This is a genomic window from Stieleria neptunia (assembly GCF_007754155.1).
GTDB lineage: Bacteria > Planctomycetota > Planctomycetia > Pirellulales > Pirellulaceae > Stieleria > Stieleria neptunia.
The window spans coordinates 5,330,424-5,348,716 of sequence record NZ_CP037423.1; the positions used below are offsets into that span (position 1 = coordinate 5,330,424).

The window sequence follows — 18,293 nt, forward strand, 5'->3', positions numbered from 1 at the left end:
GATTCTGATTGTTCCGATTCTGTTTAATGTAACCAGACACACCGTCAGCTGAATGCACCGTCGGTCCCTGACGATCCGCTACCGGGCTGGCGCTCGACGTTGCATCCGAAGCTTTGCAAATTGCATCAGAATCGCGAGCGTGAATTGCGTGTTGGTCACCAGGTATCGACGCCATAGCCGTCGCGGTTCGCAGCTGAGGCGAAAGACCCACTCAAGGCCATGTTTCTGCATCCACCTGGGTGCCATCGGCTTGACGCCGGCATGAAAGTCAAACGCGGCACCGATACAAAGCTGGACGGATCGAATTCGCTCGCGGTTTCGGGCGGCGAACCGATCCTGTTTGGGGCACCCCAAACCAATCATCACGATCCCTGCCCCGCTCTCATTGATCCGTCGGCAGACCGCTTCGTTCTCGTCGTCGGACAATTCGCGAAATGGCGGTGCCTCGGATCCGGCCAGCTGCAGGTTGGGGAACTGGGCCGACAGGTTCGTTTGCAGCTTGGCCAACACGTCAGGGGTTCCGCCGTAAAGATAAATCGGCACACCGGTTTGCGCCGCCGCGGCACAGACGCGGAGCATCAGTTCAGGACCATAAACACGGTCTGACAACGCGGCGCGATGTAAGGCATTGAGTGCCCAGCGGACCGGTTGGCCGTCCGGAGTGATCATCGAAAACTGATTCACTTGCTGCCGTAGCTCGGGGTCACGCCCCGCGACGACGATCGCATGGACGGCGTGACAGGCCACGACGGCGGACGCCCCGACCCGTGCTGCTGCCATCAGGTGTGCGACCGCCTGATCGTAGTCCACCAGACTGACGTTGACACCGGCGACTGACGCCTTGGCAGGCCATTGGATGCAGCCCTGTTGGGCAACGGGTGCCGTCGTGGTTTCCGCCGGATCACCATTCATGCCGTCGGTTCCTGAGACTCGGGGCTGCGATCTCGGATCGCCTGTCGATAGATTGCCATGATCGTTTCGTAATTCGTTTCGGCACAGTAGCGGGTTTCGTATTCGGCTCTCGCCATCCGGCTGGCGTCTTGTTGCCAACGCGGATCGGCAAAGTATTGCGTTACTTTAGTCGCCAGATCACTCGAGTCACCGACTCGAAAATGAAAACCGTTCTTACCGTGCGTCACAATCTCTTTCATCGAACCGACGTCCGATGCGATGACCGGTGTCCCGGTCGCAAAGGCTTCAATCATCGTGCGGCCGAATGTTTCGTACCAGATCGATGGACAAATCAACACGCGTGCCTGTCCTAATTCGCTCAGCACACGCTCAAACGGCACCTGCCCCGACCAGGAGATATTCGGATTCTGGCGAACCGCCTGTTCCACTTGATCACGCATCGGTCCGTCGCCGAGGATTTTCAATGGGATCGGCGTGTCGAGCTGTTTCCAGGCGTTCAAGAGCGTTTCGATTCCTTTTTCCGCCGAGAGCCGACCGACAAAGACCGCACCGCTGCGAGCGATTGCGCTGACGCCGGGATCGGGGCGGACGAAGTTCGGTTTGACCGCGAGCTTTGTTGCCGCCATCCCGCTCTTGATAAACAGGTTTCGCGAATGCTCGGTCAGGGCGATCGTTCGGTTGACACACCTGTCGATTGTTCGACCGATGCGTTGCCAGGCATTGAGTGCTGCGGTCAGTCCGGACTGCACGCGGCTTCCGTGATAGCACCCGTGGATCACGCTGGGAACGGCCAAGGTGCGAGCGATGCACTTTTCGCAGATGGCATCCTGACGCAGTAAAGTAGATCCGGGACAGATTGTGCGGAAGTTGTGCATCGTTTGAACGACTGCGGCACCGGCCCGATGCGCCGCATAAAATGCACTGGGAGAAATGAGTGGAAAGGTGTTGTGAAAATGAACGATGGAGGGCTGTTCGCGGCGAACAAGGTCATGGAGTTCGCGATAGACCTGACGATTCCACATCGTCATCGCGGCCAGTGCCAACGTACCTGTCTGACTGATCGATTGATTGAAGCGTTCAAAACGCAGCACATCGTGTCCGTAGTGTTCCAACAGCCAGCATTCGTCTCGATAGACTTGGTCTTCGCCGCCAGGCTGTCGATAGAAATTGTGACAAAGCAGGACTTTCACGTGCGCCTCAGGTCTTCTCGGACGACTCGTCTGACCAATTCCATTGCCCCAGCAGCCGCGTAAAGATCGTGACCAGGACCAGACATTCAACTCCCGTGCCGATGAAAACGGCCACCGCCGCGCCGAGTACCCCGTAGTGCTGAATCAACGGTAGGGCGATGCAAAGGGTCGCGACGAGTCCGATCGCGGTTGCCGCGGCACTTCGGCCCGGGCGTTCCATCGCGACGACGGCGTGGTGGGCCGCCAGTGCGGGAATGGCGAACACGGTTCGAAACGCCAAAACACCCACCACGGGGCCATAGGCATCGTAGGCCGAATCGCTATACAGCAGCGACAAAATTTCGCGGCCGAACCATCCGGCCAAGGCCGCGAACAAGGTCACCGCAATGGCAAGCGAGGCCGTTGTTTTGCGATACAGACTGACGACCTCGGCGCGCGAACCGCGGAAAGCTGCGTTAGCAAATTGCGGCGACAAATAGTTTCCCACGCCCTGCAGCAGCGGACTGGCCAACGCCGCGATCGTCGCACAGGCGGCAAACGCTCCGGTTCCCGACGCACCGATCATCCCAGCCAAAATCCAATGCATCGCGTACAGCTGCATGAAACACACCAATTGATCCATCAGCAGCCAACGCCCGAATCGCCAATCATGATGGAGTACCGTTCGAATCGTCGTGCGGTGAAGAACGAATTGTTTCCGCTGACCGTACCACCATGCCAGGCTGACCACGCCACTGGAAAGCCCGATCACCCACAACGCCGCCACACTGGTCAAGCGACCCTGCCATGCCAGCGCCAGTAGGCAGCCGAGTTGCAGCAGACAGACAGACGCGTCGATTCTTAAGGCCCCGATCATGTTCCGTCGCGCCATGCAAAAACGCCTTGAAAACTCGCGTAGCAGCGCCAACGGGGCACACGCGATGAGTGCGTAGGCCAGCACACGGATGCCGAGTGGTTGGCCCGTCACGGCCAGCCCCAAGGCGAGCCACGATGTCAAGATCACCGTGATCGCCGCCAGGATCATCGCCCCTGCCAACGCTCCCCCGGCGTGTTCTTGGGACGTCATTCGATCTCGGAGCCGTTCTTGAAACACGGTGAACGGCGCCGAAACCAACGTTTCTTGAATGCCGCGCACCAAGACGATGGCGCTGACGGCCAGGCTGAATAAGCCCAATCCTTCGATGCCACAATAACGCCCCACCACGATTGTCGACAGGAAACTGGTTCCGCTGACAAAAAATTGGTCCAACAGCGCCGTCACCAAGCGATCGCGCGCAACGCCTCCGCAGGACTCGTCCGTTGCCGAGTGGCTTTGTGATGAAGCCGTGAGGGCTCCCGTCGGAGGATGGGTTTCGACGTTGGGCAAATGAAACAGCTGTCTGACAACAAAAGATTCAGCGAATGGCGAATTGCGGAACTTGCCGCATCCGAGTTTGGATTGCCTCGTATTCGGCGACTCTCGGCAGCTGGCCCATTGCGATCCCGATCAAGGCAAAAAAGGCGACGGATTCGGATCGCACCGGGCCCATGAAGGAAACACATAGGAGCGACCAGCCGAGGTACCAAATGCCGACCACCACGAGTAGGGTGACTAAGTTTTGCATCGAACGATCGCCCCGGACCAAACGGCTGAATTTCAGCACCAGATTGCTGATCGCCGCGAGGAAAAACAGCAAACCGATGACACCGGTCGACACCAGAATTTGAAGATAGATGTTGTGCGCCGTGTGATTGGCTTTCATCGACCAGACTTCAATTTCGCCCGCTTCGCTGGTGATGAAGTAACCGTGACCGATCCACTTGGATTTGGTGTACTCCCGCCAAACTTTCGTCCACATTTCTTCACGGCCCGACACCTTGGTCAACTGCCGGGCGGATTGCCCACGGGTGATGTACTGAACCGTCGGGCTCTTGGAATCCAGGACCGAGCCGAACGACGGATCCACCAGCACGATGACCAGCAGCAGCACCGCGAACAGACTGATCGTCGCGGCGCGAACCAGGTTCCCGGCGTAAAGAAACAACACCATGCCGACGGTCAACGCCGCCATCAACAACGCCATCCGGCTACTGGCATAGAACAACACCGTCCCGTGAACCACGCCGCCGATCAGTGCCGCCCGCAACGCCCACCGGTACTTTCCGACGAACAGGCAAAGCATGCAGATCAACAAACCGATTGACGCGTTGGCACCTGCCGCCGTCGGGTGAACGATCCCCGAGTTTCCACCGATCATCATGCGTCGGTCCAATCCAGAAAGCTCCGGAACGAATAGCTGGACGGCAATCACAAAGATGCTGAACGCAAGCAACATTTGTCCGAGCATCCGCAACAGTGATTCGGCGCGGTCTTGCCGGGTTGCCACCAACGCGATCAGCGAGGCCAGCACCAGCAGGCTCGCCAGTCCGCCGGCTTGCCCGATCGAAATGGCCGGCCGCGGCGTCCACAGCACACTCAACATCGCCCAGGCGAAATACAGGTAGAACGGCAACAGGGGCCGCAAGACGGACTGCGTCTTCGCGTCGGCAATCCGGGCGAGGACGGCAGCCGAGCCGCCAAAGAAGACGACCAGCAAGATCAACAGTTTGACGATCGCAAGCGCATCAAGCGATGCGAACGTGGACGGTTCCAGACGACTCGGGATCGTGAACGTCAGGATTGGTAATGCCCAAACCCCGAAGGTCGTGATGCGGTGTAGGTAGGCGTCTGATCGAAACATGACAATCCGAGGGGACGATGATCAGCGTGGACGCGTGGCCAGGGGCGATTCAGCCTCGGTCTCGTGCGTCGCGACCTCCGCTTTGTCGATCCGAATCGGTACCGACGGACGGGTGCGATCCGGGGTGCGATCCGGGGTGCGATCCGGCGTTTCAACGAGATCGGACGCGGATTGCTCCCACAGCGCCGCCGATTCGGGATCGAACGAATGGTGCGTCGGTTCGATCGGCAGGTAGGACCGAAAATCCAGCAAGACGGGAACCCCCATCGCCAGGCCGAACGCGGCGATCAGACCGGCCATCGCACAAAGCGGCTTGTTCGGCGAGACGGGCCGTTCCTCCAGGGTCGCCGGCTGGGACACATTGATGCTGGTAATTCGGTGTGACTCCAATTCCTCGTTCAACCGAGCCTGTTCAAGCATCACCGAATGCAGTTTGTAACGATCCTCCAGCACCAAGGCGTTGCGTTGCAACTTGGAGAGCTGTTGTTCGTGTTCGTTCAGCGAGTTGATTTCGGTGAGCAGGAAGTCCCGTTGTTCTTGCAGTTTCCCCTTCCGCTGTCGCAGCGACTTTTCTGAGGCCAGGTCGATGATCTGGTTGGCGAACAGTTGCTGATGCGTCGGGTTGATCACCTCCCGCGACTCGGTCGATTCCGATGCTTGAGCGTCAACGATCTCGCGCGCTTTTTCGAGTTGTTCCCGAATCGAGGTCAGCTTGGGGTGCCCCGTTTTGAATTTCGCCGCGTACTCGTTTTCCAGAACTTCCAACTGGAACAGGGTTGCCCTCATGTCGTTGTGCGACTTCCGTTCGATCCCGCTGGTTTCTTCCGTCACGGTGCGTTCGACCGCGTTGGCCAGAAGATCGGCATAGGTTTCCGCACGCATCCCGAACTCGACCAGGTCCGCTTCGACTTTGAAGAGTTCGCTGGAGACCTTTTCAAGCTGTGATTCCAAGAGCTTTTGGCGACCATCCAGCGTCGCAAACCCGGCCGCATTTTTAGCGTCGCGGATCTTGCGCTGAACGTCATCGAGTTGCTGCTTCAGCTCCGCGTCCTGCTCCAGAAAGAACGCGTAGGTGCCGCGTGTGCGGTTGACTTGCGCGTGATGGGCCAAGTAGGCATCGACCCAGGTGGAAACGACCGTCTGGGCGACCTGAGGGTTCTTTGATTTGAATTCCACCTTGACCAGGCTGGATTTTTCTGACGCCGAAATATCAAACGACGTCTCTAACGCCCGGATCGCTCGTTCTTCGCTACTGATCGGATCGATGTTGCCGACCCAAGTCTTCAACGAGCCGATCCACGATGCGATGCGACTTTCGGATCTTTCGTCGGAACCACCTTCGGCGCCGGGTAGCGTTTCCTCAAGGATCAAATCGGGGCCCAGACGATCGACCACGTCCTTCATGATCGTCCGACTGTGCATCACATCCAACGTCGTTTCGACCTCGTCTTCGCGGGTCTTGACGGGCGCGTCGGGGTTCCCGACGACCGACATGGTCGGGTCCAGCGTCGCACTTTCGTAGCCGACACGCAGCAGCAATTTGGAAACGGAACGGTACTGCCGCGGGGCATACAAAATCACCGCCACTGCAATCGCAATCACCGTGACGAAGGAAAACGAAGCGGCAAACCAGTGACGTCGAAGCGAAGCCCGCCACATTGAGATGGAGTTCATGGAATTCGTACAGCGACTTGAACTGGGGGGAACTTGAATTGGAAAAAACCGACGCGCGAAGGCAAACTTGATGCTAATTTCGAGCCGGAACAAAGATCCCGCAGCGGTCTGGTTCTCGGAGAGAAACAAGCGTCCGGGGTTCGTTTTTGAGATTATGAACGGTTATCCGGTCAGAAGTCGACGCCCCCCCAAAACGGCGCCGAAGAAACCGCCACAACAAGATCGACGAGCGACGTGGATCGCTCGCAAATGCACTGGACACCTGGTTTTTGGTCGGCGGGGGGCAGGGAACGGAGACGCTCGCTGGAGCCTGGGAACGAGGGAGATGGAGCCCTACGCCGTGAACAATTTTTTAGCGGCAGGGCGCGAGCCCTCCGGTGCTTCGGCAAAGATGCGCAAGCCGGAGGGCTCGCGCCCTGCCGATTGAGTGAGATTGGTCGAGCAATGGTGAGCCGCTGGCCGTAAGGCCTCGGGCGGGCGCCTGGATGCCCGGCCGCTTACGCGTCGCGGCTCACTCACTCAAGCGACAGCCCGCTTGCGCCCTGCCGCTACAACCTCGTCAAAAACAGAAAATAAATCGTTCACGGCGTAGGAGTGGAGCCTGGGAACGAGAGAATCCAGACCGTGTGTGGCAGCCGACGTCGATTCTTTTGCGGCAGAATTTTGCAACCCATTTCGTTTCTCTCCCCCTGGGAAAGACGGCGTTTGCGTAGCAAGCAACCGCCAGAGAGGGCCGGCGCTGCGAAAGTCCGAGCGCCTTGTCCACCCGCGCGACTCCGGAATCGAAGTTCGCGCTGGACCAGAAAAATGCAATTCGTTTTGAGGCGATCCGGACGTTCAACGCCCGAACCGGGTTGCACCAATTTGCGATCGATGCACCACCAACTCTATTCCGTCTCCCCGCCCGGCTCCGCCTGCGCATCGAGCTCTTCCATGCTGATATTCAGCTCTGGATTTTCCGCCAGGAAGGCTTCGATTTCATTCGAGTTGGTTGACACCGTCGGCGTCTCTTCGCTGCATCCGAAAACGCAGCAGACGCACAACAGCATCGATAGGAGACTAATCTTTCGTGACATGATGGACAGGACTCTTAGTAGAACGTAGCAAATGGATTGAAAACGAGCGCCGGTTGGGATCACGGGAAATCTTGAAGAACTTCACGAGACGCACGCGTACCGAGTGCCCCCCAAAGGCCGTAGGGACTCTCGATGCCGGGCAGCGAATCCGGATCGGTATGTTGTGCATGGACTCCCACTTGGCCACGGCTGACATCCCCCGCTTCGATCGAATCGGTGACGAAGGTGACCGCACCGTCGCCCATCAGAACGTGGCAACCGCCTTGGTGGCGACTGCTGGGCGGTGCGACGACGATGGACACGGCGTTCGAATTGCCACACAGCTCGGAATTGGGCGGCAAGATGGTCAGCATCTGCGTGTAGAGCGGCAGCAGCGAGGACCACTTGAACCCGCGTTTTTCTTCCGCGCTGCCGGCCAACCGATTGGGAGCGGGAGTGCTGGACCAGAACTGCGGTCGCTCCGGGTCGAGGCTTTGTCGACAATGGATGTTGCCACCCTGGTTCAAGATGTTGATCGACGAATCCAACAGATGAGTCCTGGAGTCTCGATCGCCGAGGTCCGTCGCGATCTCGCCCATGAAGATCGTATTGGAGAGTCCGTCAAGGCAGTCCCTGAATTTGGAGTCGAGCTGAACGGCAAAAGCGCCTCGCTGTGACGCTTGGACGCGCTGATACATCGGCGGCGTTCCACCGGACTGGCGAGCTCCGGTCAATCGGTTCAACGCGCCACCATACCCGGTGTCACAAGAATCGCCTGTGCAAAGCGCGTAGTTCGTGCGTCCCGATGCCGGAATCCCCGTTCCCGGGTCACTGGGGCATCGCAGCGTCGGAATCTCGGTCAGCCAAGGATCGTAGTTGCCCTGCGACAGATGCGCCGACAAAGGCATCCCTGGCCAGGGGCCCATCGGGTTGTAGGTCTTGATGTTTCCGGATGAGTCAACCGTCTGGAATGGGTTTTTGATCTGATCCCAAAGTCCCTGTTGTTCAAAGAAGGCGGTTAAACCGACCAGAGCGGACAACTCAATCCGATTGTTCCCTCGAACATCGCTCGCCGCACGTCCGGCATGCGGCCCCTTGGTTCCTCCTCCATGCGGAGGCAACTGCTTGTAGGCGGAATGGTAATTGTGAATCGCCAGCCCGATTTGCCGAAAGTTGTTGCTGCAACTCATGCGTCGAGCCGCCTCACGCGCTGCTTGAACAGCGGGAAGCAACAAGCCGACAAGGATGCCAATGATGGCGATCACAACCAACAATTCGACAAGCGTGAAACCACGCCTCTGTGTTCTGACCTTCATGCGGGTCCTCTCCTCTCTCGCTCAATGTCTGAACGAAAGCATTTGTAGAATAGAATAAAAAACCAGACGTATCTGACGAGCGACCGTGACAAGGAATCGAAAGACCACCTGCCCGCGGGAACCGCCTACCCGAACAGTGGACGGGTCTCTCGATCGCGATGCACTCGTACAGCCAAACCTAGTTCGATGGTGTTTGGCGAATCAAGCAGTAAGCTGACACCCCCAATCGCACGAAAGTCGGGTAAGGGAAATCTGGCACCGCTACCCATTCATACCGGACCCGAATCACGTATCGGTCACGAAAAAAGAATCCACTTTTTAAGTTGCGATTTCAGGGCTGCCGAAGCGTCCGGCAGAACTGTCCAGGTCGCAACGTGGGTCGCGCGTCGCAATTCATTTGTGTGCTGTCGCAACATTCGATCGGCAAACCCAATCCGATGGTGATGATCACAGGGTTACCGATCGTGCGACGGCGTCTCGCGATCACAGAAGAAGGATTGCAGAAGAAGGTCTGTTTCTACGGCTTGGAGTTGGACGTTTGCCGGCAAACAGCCGACGACAACGCCGGCTGTTGAACAAGGTGAATAAGAATCGAACGGAAAATAAGTGTCGGAACTAGCAAGTGGGATAGGCTTCCAGCCTGTCATTCCTGCATCGACAACCTGGAAGCCTATCCCACTTCATTTCCGTGCGTTGCTAAGCCGTTCGCGCGAGTCCGCAACGGGATCTATTCATCTTCGGTGACGACCTGGTCGTCATCCTGCTCTTCGAGATTGTCCGCCCGACGTTCGCCGGCGTCTTCGATTTGGTCCGCGACGGTTTCGCCGCGGTCTTCCATTTCGTCGGCTCGTTCGTCAGCCGATTCTTCGAGCGCCGGGCGCGCCGATTCGTATCGGTCTTCGACATTTTCAGCCGCAGCATCATAGCTGTCGCGAACCTCCGCGGCGACATCCTGAGAGCTGTCCCGCACCTGCTCGGCTCGCTCGTCGTAAACGGAGTCGTCGCAACCGGTGAACGTCAATCCGATGGCAACGGCCAGCATCGTCAATAAGGTTTTCATCGTCATTCCTGCTAGAAATCGAGTTTCAAAGTCGCTGACACCCCGGCACGTACCGGGGGGCAACTTTCTGATCGAGTCGGCAGGGACTTTCGCAAGCGGCGTGCCAAAGCTTGGGGAAAGGGTTCCGATCAGTGGCTGTGAAAACGCCGAACGCAGGCCGTTTCGATCCTGACGGCCCGCATCCCGGGCCGAAGAACCGTCGTGCCAGCGGCCGATCCGCGTCTGACCGATCGGATGATTGGTCGTTCGTAGATCTTGCTGGTCGGAATCTCGCCAGCGCAGGGGATGACCGGATGACCGGATGACCGGATGACCGGCTGATGCGATCCTTTGTTGCGAGCCCCCGGCAGGACTCTATTCCGGTTGGACGGGCAGCAGTTGCAGGGCGTCCAGGATCACGAAGCCGGTTGTGCCTGCGCTGGTGATTCGAATGACGGTTTCGGTGTCCGCCTGTAGATCGACCGTGGCAATCGGGCGAAAGGCTTTGCCCTCGGGCAGTGGCACGGTTTGATCCACCGAAATGGTTTTGCGGTGAGTCCCCGACGACACGGTCAAGGGGACATGCTGCGCTCGGGTTTCGTGTGGCGAGTATGCCATCAGCAGTTGATATCGACCGGACGTCGATGCCGTGAATCGAAAACTCGCGGTCGCTTCACGGTCAGGCGTTGATTCCGACTCTTTTTCTCCGCTGAACACGTACCCGCGTTCGAGGTACGGCTTGAAATGGGTTGATCGGGACCAATTGCCGGTCAGCTTTGCTTGTGCATCGTCGAGCACCAATCCCGGCAGCATTTTCGCGGCGATCGAGCCGTCCGCAGATGGCGGCTCGGACAGCTCTGGCAAATCCAGAACCTGTTTCTGAGCCAGCAGGCGCTGGCGGAGTGTTTTGTAGTGCACGTTTTGAACAGCCACGTCCTGATCCGCTGCAAGTGCCGCGGCAACGCCTGCGGCTTGACCGATGACCATCCACGCGGCTTCGATCCTCAGGGACGAGATCCCCACGTGCGTGCAAGAGAGCGCCACGGGGACGAGCAGGTTTTCACACTGTTTTGGCCTGGGCAGGATCGAGCGGTAGGGCACGTGGTAGGCGTAGCCTTGCCTTAACCTCTGATTCCGCACGGGATAGATCGTCCCCTCGTTGATCACGCCTCCGTCTCGGGACGCAACACGCTGCACGTCGTGCGAGTCGATCGGAAACGAGGAGATTGCGATCGGATCGTCCTTGTCGGGTTGTTCCAGAATGTCTTTCTGGCTGATGACGTACAGCCCCTTCATCCGCCGCGACTCGCGCACGTAAAGTGCAGGTGAGAAGTGGTCGTGGTGGGCGAATTCGTCTCTGCACAAGCCAAGTTCTGAGTATTTGTCGCGGATCGACTTCGGCACGACGGGGTCGGTGGTCAGGAAGTGGATGAATTCGAGCGTGAATTGTTTGTGCGCTTCCCAGATCTTCTTTCGGCCGGCTTCGTCAGCGGAGTGCCAGTGGTTGCCCCCACCGACCAAACCGATCGAAAACTGTCCTCCGATTGAATTGTTGCCATCGAGTTTATTGCCGGGCAGCGGGTAAAGGTCGAATCCGATTCGTGTTTCGCCCGCCTTCAGCGCACGACGGACGATCTCGAACCGGGTTGGATCGTAATTGTCGGGCTTCGGCATCGGCACGCGATTCGTCGGCTCCGTCGTCAGACACAGCCGAAAGCTATAGGTCATGATGTTCCTGTCGCCCGCCTCCTCAGGTCCTGCATCATCGGTGGTGATCAGCGGCAGCAGCTTGCCGTCATCGGCGAAGCCGTTGATGTTCATCTGCTTCTTCGGGTACTGCTTGCCCGCCAGCGATTCGCCATATTCGTCACGGCCTTCGCGACCGATCGTCCAGCCGACTCCCGCTGCCGCCATCAGGTCCCCCTCATAGCTGCCATCGACAAACACGCTGGCCGTGAACGTGCCGTTTTTTGTGACCAGCGACCTGATCCGCGGACCTTCTTTCGTGACCGATTTCAGATAGCGCTGGGTCAGCACGGTGACCCCAGCTTCGTCGAGCATCTGCATCGTCACTCGCATCGCAACATGCGGCTCGAAAGTCCAACGCGACTGGTCTTTTTTCGCCGGGTCGTAGGGCGCCTTGAGTCCACGATCGGTGTAGTCCTTCACCACACGCGTGTGCCACTCGTCGAACAGCCCCATCAGGGTGCTGCGAACCATCTGGTTTGAATCGCAGTGGCTCAGCCCGCCGGTATTCATCGCGCCGACGTGATCGGTCGGCTCCAGCAGAATCACCGAAGCACCTTCGCGGGCCGCAGCGATCGCGGCGCAAAAGCCCCCCGGTGTGGAGCCGTAAACGATGACGTCTGCTTCCCGCGGCTCGTTTGCTCCCGCAGACGCCGCGGCCATGCCGAGAATAAACGCCAATGTAAGTAGTTTCTTCATCCGATTTATGTTACTCGTTCTCGTTTTTCCATGCACGTTTCGTTGGCCACGTTGACGGTCCGAACGCGCCGGAAATGGGGACATCAACCACCGACTGAGATGGCAGAAAAACGGGGGGCAGAAAAATTGGTGGGGACAGCGGGGAGAATGGGAGACAGGAAAATGGGTGACAAGAAAATAGGGCATCGTGAAATCGGGACGTCGGGAAGCTGATCCGTGTTCGCGTGTGACTCAATCGCCCCACTGGAGTCTGCTGCGGGCTTCCCATTTTTCTGCCCGCTATTTTTCTGCCATCCCAGTCTCCAGCACTCATCGGATACCAAGCACCTACTGATTGGCAGCCGCGAACGCGGCTCGAATCCAGTCGCCACGCGTGCCGCTGGTGGCGGGAACGGACAGGCCATGCCGACGGGCGAGTTGATTCCAACGTGTCGTCAATGCGTTATCGAGCGGCTGGTCGAGCCTTGCAGCATGCCCGGGAAACGCTTCGAAATACTGGCTGACGATGTGCTTGCCGCGCGCCCCCGACTTCTCGGGAGCAGGTTCGATTCCGTGCAACCCGCCCAGGCTGCCCCACCATTGCACGGCGACGAAATCCGGGTGCCCTGGCCGCACGTCACTGACGTGGATCGTTGCACCGCCGCGCGACCAGACCCGCCGCTTCAACGCTTCGACATCGATCTCCTGGACCCTGACGTTTTCGGTCAGGGCCAAGTCGGCGGCGTATCCAGCAGCACCGCCGAGCGACATCCAGATCGGTTCCAAACGAAGCGCGCAGAAGCCGACGTGGCTGGCGCTGCAGGCGGTCGGAACGAGTAGATTCCGCATCGTCTTCGGCACCAGGACTCCGTAGGGAATCTGATAGGGTGCGACGCCTTTGTAAAACTCGCCGGTGTGCCGTCCGCCGATCAGCGGTCCTGCGTGGTCCGTGCCGTGACAGTTGTGGCTGTATTCTCCGATGGCGATTGCGTCGGGATGCAAGCGGGCGCGGGCGTCGTCCGGGGCGTATTGCGTGTCTGACTCGGTATAGACTCGCTGCCCCACCATACGGCGCGCTTCTCGAACGTAAATCTGCGGCGGGATGTGGCCGCTGTCGGCAAACTCATCGCGACACAAGCCCCATGTTCTGGCGGCCTCGCGAAACGCATCCGGCAGTTCGGGATCGGTCTGGACGAAGTGCATCAGGCCGAGTTGCCAGTCGAGGTGTTTCTTTTCGATCCGACGTCGGGTGGCGACGTCGCCTTCGGGATAGTCGCGATTGTGCCCCGGCAACGAGAGCCGGACGAGCCCCTTGGAAACGTCGTTGATGTCGTGCTTGCCGTTAGGCATCACGGGCAGATGAGCCTTGAGGATGAAACGCCGACCGGGGTACCCGAAGGCGGCATCGAACTGGCCGGATTTGACCAGTGGAATGATCGCCGCGTAGTCTTCGCGATTGTAATTCTCGGGCACGGGAATCGGCACACGGTTCGATTCGTTCTGCGTCATGCACAAACGGAAGTTGTAGCCCTGTAGCTGGTCATCGGCAGTTTCCGGTGCGAGCGATTCGCCGTATTCCGACCGCGCCTCCCGCCCCACGCGGTACGGGACGTTTGCCGCTGCGAGCAAGTCCCCTTCGTAGCTGGCGTCGATCACCATCGGCGGCTTGACCGTGATTGGCGTTGAACCAGGAATCGCAAAGTGCAGCGCCGCAATGGCCGACTCCTCGACGTCCACTTCGAGCAACCGATGGTTCGTCAGAACCGAAATGGTCGGCGCTTCGGCGAGCATCTTTTCAAAGACAAGCAGATTGACCGAAGGCTCACCGTGGGTGCCCCGCCAACTGTCTTTGACCTGCTCCGACTCTTCACCATCCGTTTCCCGATAGTGCTGCAAGACCCGCTGACTGAAATCCAGAAACGGTCCGTTGAGCGCTTCGAAGCTGTGAAAATCCGAATGTGATAGACCATGCGTCGTCATTCCACCGATCTGTCCGGTGGGCTCGACCAGCCAGACGCTGCGGTCAGCTTCCGCAGCATTCAGCGCGGCGGCAATGCCGGCAGGCGTGGCCCCGTAAACGACCACATCGGGCAACGCTGTGAAGCATTTCCCCCCTGTGTTGATTAAGGTTGTAGCGGCAGGGCGCGAGCCCTCCGGTTCTTCCTCTTTGCCAAAACACCGGAGGGCTCGCGCCCTACCGCTAACACATGCATCACAGCGTTGCACATCGGGCGATTCCGTCCGGTCAGCAACGCGATCAGCGGCGTGCGACGCGGCCAGCGGTACAAGCAGCAAACCGATGACAAGTAACAGTCTCCAGCTGAGATCGAACGACGTTTTCACGCCGACGAATGCAAAGCAGCAGTCCGGAAAGACCGGCCGGGGAAGTCGTAGATTTTGCAAGCTCTGTCTCATCAGGTCCTCTTGTTCAATGTGCCAGTCGTCCGTCGCTCGATCGCTTTCAACGTCATCACCCCTCTGCCAACTTGACGCCATCGGCATCCGCTGGTTGGTTGCTACGATCTTATTCCGCTGAATACTCTCCCAGTCGCCGTTCCAGGTAACTGTCGTTGTCGGATTGGGGGTTCTTCCAATAGGCTTTGACTTCATGAATCGCCTGCTGATCCAACTCGAAAACCAGCGGCCGCGATGTCATTCGCGAAAGCGTGTAAGTCCAAGAGCCACCCTTTGCATTCGAGTTGGGGGTGTAACGGAGTAGGACTAACGCCTCTGGGTCATTGGTCTCGGCAAATCCGAAACACATCGCCGACGATCCGCTGGCTGAATCCGACCACTGGACCAACGGATTGCTCAATCGGCGCAACTCCTTTTTCTGTTCTGGGTTGTCGGCTTCAGACATCCGCACTGAGAATCGACGGATCAGCTGACGCATCGCAAGCAATTGACGTCGCTCGTCGTTGACGTTTGAGATCTGCACTTTCAAGGGAACGTCAACCTGAGTCGTTTTTTCAGGGGTCCAAGTCCGTCGCAGACCGAGATCGCAATGCAGCGGCGACGATGTCAGCGATGCGAATTCACAGAACACGTCCCCATTTCCCCGTACCGACAGTGCGCCCAGCAGTGCCGGTGCGCCCAGCAGTGCCGGTGCGCCCAGCAGTGCCGGTGCGCCCAGCAGTGCCGGTGCGCCCGGGAGATCCGGTTTTGAATCGTGCCTCCACAGAAACACCACGCCGTCGGTGAAGAAGTTGCGAACGGGGTTGGTGTATCGCAAGACGGGACGTTCTTCGAATGAAAGCAACCGGTCTTGCCGGCTGGCGGGCGACATTTTGAATTCCTTCGCCTTTTGCGTCAGGTACTCCAGACGCACCTTACGTTCCTGTTCGCGATTGTCGGTCGCATCGTCGGCGTGAAGTTGATTCGTAAAAGTCGCGACAGCGGTCAACGCCGTCACGGCGGCACAAACGAAGAACACACGATACATACTGGATCTCATTTCTGTGTGGAGAGCGAAATGTCGCTACAACATACCACGGCTCCCGCATTGAATGCTGCTTCGGTCGGGCAACCAGTTTTCTGATTTAGACGCAGCACTAGTCGCCAAACAGCCGGGACGACGCATCGCGTTCGATCCCGCTCCATGCCCGATTGTGCAAAGTTCGCTTCCACGAGGCTGAGAGGGCGGCACATTCCGAAAGACGTCTGTCGTCTTCGCTGGACCGTGGCTTGGCGTACATGACCGACAATGCCCATGCGACGGTAAACTCGGGGTACGGCCTTGTCAGGACCACCGTGATGCTTCAGGTCGGCCTGTTCGTCGCCGTCGATGTTGGTCGCGCCAACGTTGATCTTTCCAACGACCGATTGCTTGCGAATTGCTGAGGTCCAAGGCTTGGCAGAATCGCCCTCGCCGTCAAAGCGGCGAGGGCGACCGACCTGTATCGATTCGATTTGTCCGAGTACCATTCGACGTATCGCTTACTTGAGCGCCGACAGATCGGCTCCATGGTTAATATGGAACGGCTGCCCGTTGATCACCAAGGCGGGGACCGACTTCACACCCGCTGATTCTGCTTCCGGCAGCCGATCTGTGGTCTCACCCAAGTGTACGATTTCGACATCAAAGCGGGCGGGATCGAGGGCTTCGGCAACGGACTGCTCGGCGGCAACGCAAACGGGACATCCGGCGTGGTAGAATTGGGCTTTGGTTTTCATGGCTTCGGTTCCTAAAAAGTCATCGTAACTTGCGCCGTCGGCTCACGTTGCCGATCGGCGTCGATAGCAGCAGAATAGGCTTGGCAAAGAAGCGATCAACCGAGCACTTTTTGGTACGGTAGGCACTAAATGGTAAGGTTTGCGGTGAGCAACGAGAATTCACATCCATCGGTGACAGAGATTTTTGAGCAATGCGTCGGCTGCAAGTGGACGTTGCATGTCTTGTCCCAGATCCGTCAGGGCGTGAAGCGTCCCGGACAACTCGAGCGCACCGCCGACGGGCTGACCACCAAGGTCTTGAATGAACGGCTCGTCAAGCTCGTGCGTTTCGGGATCACAGAAAAAAACAGTTTCCCGGAAGTCCCGCCGAGAGTCGAGTACAGTCTGACACCGTTCGGGCTGCGATTCGTCGAGATTCTCGATCAAGTGTCTCAGTTGCAAGAAGAATTCGATCGCGAAGCAACGCCCACGAATTGATTTCATCCCTGTTTTTCACCACTGCTATGCGCCTATCCATTCGTTTCCTTTGTCTCGCCACCGTTTTGTTGTCCACCGCCGTTGCGGCTCGCGGTGAATTCCCGCTTCGCGATGCCGTTGAATGCATTCCACGCCAGGGACTGCCGAATTTCATCGCCAAAGTCCAGGCCGGCGAGACGGTTCGCGTGGCGTACCTCGGTGGCAGCATCACCGCCGCGCCGGGTTGGCGCGTTCAATCGCGACAGTGGCTTCAGGAGCGATACCCCGATGCGACCGTCAACGAGATCCACGCGGCGATCGGTGGCACGGGCTCGGACCTGGGCGTGTTTCGTCTGCAGCGAGATGCGTTGCAGCACCAACCGGATTTGCTGTTCGTGGAATTTGCGGTCAACGACGGCGGAGCCGCCCCGGAACGCATCCATCAATCAATGGAAGGCATCGTGCGTCAAACCTGGGCGTCCAATCCGAAAACCGACATTTGTTTTGTCTACACGCTCACGCAAGCGATGCTGCCCGATCTGCAGTCCGGCAAGATGCCTCGTGCCGCCAGCGCCATGGAAGACTTGGCCGATCACTATTCGATCCCTTCGATTCTTTTCGGCGTCGAAGTCGCTCGTTTGGAGTCGGCGGGAAAGCTGATTTTCAAAGCCCCGAAACCAAAGGACATCGATTCCGAACCGATGGTCTTCTCAACCGATGGCGTTCATCCGCATGTCGAAACCGGGCACCGTCTCTATACCGAAGCGATCGCGCGATCTTGGCCGAAGTTCACCGCGGCCGACGATGCCCCGCAAACCCATGCCTTGATCGCCCCCCTTCGCGAGGACAACTGGGAACGAGCCAAAATGGTGGCCATTAACCCCGAGATGTTGACCGGGAACTGGACCAAGCTTCCCGCGGATCATGCGCTGGCCAAGCGATTTAGGCGTAACATGCCCGAGCTCTATCAAGCTGACGCACCGGGTGCGACGTTGGCATTCACGTTCGAAGGCACGCACGCCGCTCTGTTTGACGTGTTGGGACCCGATGGCGGTCAGGTCCGCGTCCAGATCGACGGCGACGAAGTCACCCGCAACCGCATCGATGGCTATTGCACCTACCACCGGATGGCGACGTTGACGATCGGCTCGAAACTCGCCCCCGGCCGGCACAGCGTCGAGATTCAATTGACACCGCAACGGCTGGACAAGCGAGAGATTTTGTTTGAACGCAATCGAGCCGATTTTGATGCCAAGCCTGACAAGTACAAACAGCACACCTGGTACGCTTCGTCGCTGATGTTGATCGGCGACTTGGAAGAGTGACGGAGATTT

The 18,293-nt window shown here is 58.4% G+C and carries 17 protein-coding genes; 4 read left to right on the forward strand and 13 right to left on the reverse strand.

All coding sequences use genetic code 11. The annotated features are described in order from the left end of the window. Positions 1-78: 78 nt before the first annotated feature. From Enr13x_RS18440 to Enr13x_RS18470, 7 genes are all read right to left on the reverse strand, one after another. A complete protein-coding gene (locus Enr13x_RS18440) occupies positions 79-912 on the reverse strand; it encodes a WecB/TagA/CpsF family glycosyltransferase (RefSeq protein ID WP_145388426.1) in 834 nt (277 codons plus the stop codon). Then, on the reverse strand, positions 909-2,102 hold the full coding sequence (locus Enr13x_RS18445; protein WP_197456137.1) for a glycosyltransferase family 4 protein: 1,194 nt from the start codon (positions 2,100-2,102) through the stop codon (positions 909-911). Before Enr13x_RS18445 ends, Enr13x_RS18440 begins: the two co-directional genes overlap by 4 nt. Positions 2,103-2,109: 7 nt before the next feature. Further along, complete coding sequence (locus tag Enr13x_RS18450) at positions 2,110-3,363, reverse strand: lipopolysaccharide biosynthesis protein (protein ID WP_197456138.1); 1,254 nt, start codon at positions 3,361-3,363, stop codon at positions 2,110-2,112. A 133-nt stretch (positions 3,364-3,496) separates the two neighbouring features. Next, a complete protein-coding gene (locus tag Enr13x_RS18455) occupies positions 3,497-4,822 on the reverse strand; it encodes an O-antigen ligase family protein (protein ID WP_145388429.1) in 1,326 nt (441 codons plus the stop codon). 21 nt (positions 4,823-4,843) lie between these two features. Further along, the gene (locus tag Enr13x_RS18460; protein WP_145388430.1) at positions 4,844-6,496 is read right to left on the reverse strand and encodes a GumC family protein; all 1,653 of its coding nucleotides are present in this window, start codon (positions 6,494-6,496) and stop codon (positions 4,844-4,846) included. Between the two features lie 887 nt (positions 6,497-7,383). After that, complete coding sequence (locus tag Enr13x_RS38990; protein ID WP_231744365.1) at positions 7,384-7,572, reverse strand: hypothetical protein; 189 nt, start codon at positions 7,570-7,572, stop codon at positions 7,384-7,386. Between the two features lie 59 nt (positions 7,573-7,631). Further along, positions 7,632-8,867, reverse strand: coding sequence for a DUF1559 domain-containing protein (locus Enr13x_RS18470; protein ID WP_145388432.1), 1,236 nt, complete (start codon positions 8,865-8,867; stop codon positions 7,632-7,634). 437 nt (positions 8,868-9,304) lie between these two features. Here Enr13x_RS18470 and Enr13x_RS38065 point away from each other — a divergent pair, with 437 nt between their 5' ends. Beyond that, positions 9,305-9,442: a hypothetical protein gene (locus Enr13x_RS38065; RefSeq protein WP_197456139.1), complete on the forward strand. Its 138-nt coding sequence runs from the start codon at positions 9,305-9,307 to the stop codon at positions 9,440-9,442. Between the two features lie 152 nt (positions 9,443-9,594). On the opposite strand, the gene Enr13x_RS18475 is transcribed toward Enr13x_RS38065, so the two are convergent. From Enr13x_RS18475 to Enr13x_RS39815, 5 genes are all read right to left on the reverse strand, one after another. Beyond that, a complete protein-coding gene (locus Enr13x_RS18475) occupies positions 9,595-9,927 on the reverse strand; it encodes a hypothetical protein (protein WP_145388433.1) in 333 nt (110 codons plus the stop codon). Between the two features lie 354 nt (positions 9,928-10,281). Further along, positions 10,282-12,351, reverse strand: a complete 2,070-nt coding sequence (locus tag Enr13x_RS18480) for an FAD-dependent oxidoreductase (protein ID WP_145388434.1) — start codon at positions 12,349-12,351, stop codon at positions 10,282-10,284. A 327-nt stretch (positions 12,352-12,678) separates the two neighbouring features. After that, positions 12,679-14,415 (reverse strand): FAD-dependent oxidoreductase, encoded by a 1,737-nt coding sequence (locus tag Enr13x_RS18485; protein WP_231744425.1) that lies wholly within the window; start codon positions 14,413-14,415, stop codon positions 12,679-12,681. 439 nt (positions 14,416-14,854) lie between these two features. Continuing rightward, the gene (locus Enr13x_RS18490) at positions 14,855-15,784 is read right to left on the reverse strand and encodes a hypothetical protein (RefSeq protein ID WP_145388436.1); all 930 of its coding nucleotides are present in this window, start codon (positions 15,782-15,784) and stop codon (positions 14,855-14,857) included. A gap of 97 nt (positions 15,785-15,881) precedes the next feature. After that, the gene (locus Enr13x_RS39815) at positions 15,882-16,025 is read right to left on the reverse strand and encodes a 3-alpha domain-containing protein (RefSeq protein ID WP_390621090.1); all 144 of its coding nucleotides are present in this window, start codon (positions 16,023-16,025) and stop codon (positions 15,882-15,884) included. On the opposite strand from Enr13x_RS39815, the gene Enr13x_RS38995 reads away from it, so the two are divergent. Then, entirely contained in the window at positions 16,024-16,170 is a 147-nt protein-coding gene (locus tag Enr13x_RS38995; RefSeq protein WP_231744366.1) for a hypothetical protein, read from the forward strand. The genes Enr13x_RS39815 and Enr13x_RS38995 overlap by 2 nt on opposite strands. A gap of 96 nt (positions 16,171-16,266) precedes the next feature. Here Enr13x_RS38995 and Enr13x_RS18500 read toward each other — a convergent pair whose 3' ends face one another. Continuing rightward, positions 16,267-16,503 carry a thioredoxin family protein gene (locus Enr13x_RS18500; protein WP_145388437.1) on the reverse strand — a complete coding sequence of 79 codons (237 nt, stop codon included), beginning with the start codon at positions 16,501-16,503 and terminating at the stop codon, positions 16,267-16,269. 144 nt (positions 16,504-16,647) lie between these two features. On the opposite strand from Enr13x_RS18500, the gene Enr13x_RS18505 reads away from it, so the two are divergent. Together Enr13x_RS18505 and Enr13x_RS18510 are read left to right on the forward strand one after the other, a co-directional pair. After that, positions 16,648-16,980: a winged helix-turn-helix transcriptional regulator gene (locus tag Enr13x_RS18505; protein WP_231744367.1), complete on the forward strand. Its 333-nt coding sequence runs from the start codon at positions 16,648-16,650 to the stop codon at positions 16,978-16,980. 68 nt (positions 16,981-17,048) lie between these two features. After that, positions 17,049-18,284 (forward strand): SGNH/GDSL hydrolase family protein, encoded by a 1,236-nt coding sequence (locus Enr13x_RS18510; protein WP_231744368.1) that lies wholly within the window; start codon positions 17,049-17,051, stop codon positions 18,282-18,284. Positions 18,285-18,293 lie beyond the last annotated feature (9 nt).

What these genes read in the sequence shown, in the direction of transcription:
- Enr13x_RS39815 (WP_390621090.1), bottom strand. Translation starts at nt 16,025, where the DNA reads ATGTACGCCAAGCCACGGTCCAGCGAAGACGACAGACGTCTTTCGGAA.
- Enr13x_RS38990 (WP_231744365.1), bottom strand. Translation starts at nt 7,572, where the DNA reads ATGTCACGAAAGATTAGTCTCCTATCGATGCTGTTGTGCGTCTGCTGC.
- Enr13x_RS18490 (WP_145388436.1), bottom strand. Translation starts at nt 15,784, where the DNA reads ATGAGATCCAGTATGTATCGTGTGTTCTTCGTTTGTGCCGCCGTGACG.
- Enr13x_RS18460 (WP_145388430.1), bottom strand. Translation starts at nt 6,496, where the DNA reads ATGAACTCCATCTCAATGTGGCGGGCTTCGCTTCGACGTCACTGGTTT.
- Enr13x_RS18475 (WP_145388433.1), bottom strand. Translation starts at nt 9,927, where the DNA reads ATGAAAACCTTATTGACGATGCTGGCCGTTGCCATCGGATTGACGTTC.
- Enr13x_RS38995 (WP_231744366.1), top strand. Translation starts at nt 16,024, where the DNA reads ATGACCGACAATGCCCATGCGACGGTAAACTCGGGGTACGGCCTTGTC.
- Enr13x_RS18470 (WP_145388432.1), bottom strand. Translation starts at nt 8,867, where the DNA reads ATGAAGGTCAGAACACAGAGGCGTGGTTTCACGCTTGTCGAATTGTTG.
- Enr13x_RS18440 (WP_145388426.1), bottom strand. Translation starts at nt 912, where the DNA reads ATGAATGGTGATCCGGCGGAAACCACGACGGCACCCGTTGCCCAACAG.
- Enr13x_RS38065 (WP_197456139.1), top strand. Translation starts at nt 9,305, where the DNA reads ATGGTGATGATCACAGGGTTACCGATCGTGCGACGGCGTCTCGCGATC.
- Enr13x_RS18455 (WP_145388429.1), bottom strand. Translation starts at nt 4,822, where the DNA reads ATGTTTCGATCAGACGCCTACCTACACCGCATCACGACCTTCGGGGTT.
- Enr13x_RS18500 (WP_145388437.1), bottom strand. Translation starts at nt 16,503, where the DNA reads ATGAAAACCAAAGCCCAATTCTACCACGCCGGATGTCCCGTTTGCGTT.
- Enr13x_RS18480 (WP_145388434.1), bottom strand. Translation starts at nt 12,351, where the DNA reads ATGAAGAAACTACTTACATTGGCGTTTATTCTCGGCATGGCCGCGGCG.